Raw genomic sequence first — 957 nt, forward strand, 5'->3', positions numbered from 1 at the left:
TCCAGTGAATTATCGTGGCCATTACCGCCGAACTGCAGTGATACTGAGCTTGAGAATGCTGTGTACAAAGGCAGGCACTTATCTCGCTCAAAACGACAACCTGACTTCGTACAGATGCATCAGGAGCTTAAACGCAAGGGCATGACCAAGCTGCTTCTGTGGCAAGAATACCGCGAAATGGATCCCGCAACAGCATACGGTTACACGCAGTTCTGTGAGCACTACCGTGGCTGGCTAAAAAACCAAAAGCGCAGCATGCGCCAATTACACCTCGCTGGTGACAAGTTATTTATCGATTATTGCGGACCTACGGTGCCAATTATCAACCCGGATACCGGCGAAGTTCGTTACAACGCACAAATCTTCGTCGCAACTCTCGGTGCCTCGAACTACACCTATGTTGAAGCCGGGCGCTCACAACAGCTTGAAGACTGGATCATGGCGCATGTTCGCGCCTTTGAGTTCTTCGGTGGTGTCCCCAAGCTACTCGTGCCAGATAACCTGCGATCCGCTGTGACCAAAGCCAACCGGTACGCCCCGGTGCTTAATGAAAATTACGCACGTATGGCGCGGCACTACGGCACAGCCATCATCCCGGCCAGGCCATACAGACCTAAAGATAAATCAAAGGCGGAGAATGCGGTTCTTATCGTTGAACGCTGGATCTTGATGCGTCTGCGCTATGAGCACTTCTACACACTGTCCAGCCTGAACCAGCGTATCCGGGAGCTGCTGATGGATCTGAATCAACGACAGCAGCGTGTTCATCCTGGCTCCCGTTATGAGCTTTACATGCGACTTGATAAACCCGCCCTGATGCCACTACCGGCATACGCTTACACATATATCGACAGCAAGCAGGCCCGTGTTGGGCCGGACTACCATGTTCTGTATGCCAAGCACGCTTACTCTGTGCCGCATAACCTGGTAGGGCAAACCGTCACACTGGAAGCAACT

The 957-nt window shown here is 52.4% G+C and carries 1 protein-coding gene; it reads left to right on the top strand.

Annotation, left to right across the window (positions count from 1 at the left end; translation table 11 throughout):
• The coding region (gene istA, locus QWY20_RS18470; protein WP_330130451.1) for an IS21 family transposase at nucleotides 1-957 on the top strand (957 nt) is incomplete at both ends.

Source organism: Alkalimonas cellulosilytica (assembly GCF_036325985.1).
Taxonomy (GTDB): Bacteria; Pseudomonadota; Gammaproteobacteria; order Enterobacterales; family Alteromonadaceae; genus Alkalimonas; species Alkalimonas cellulosilytica.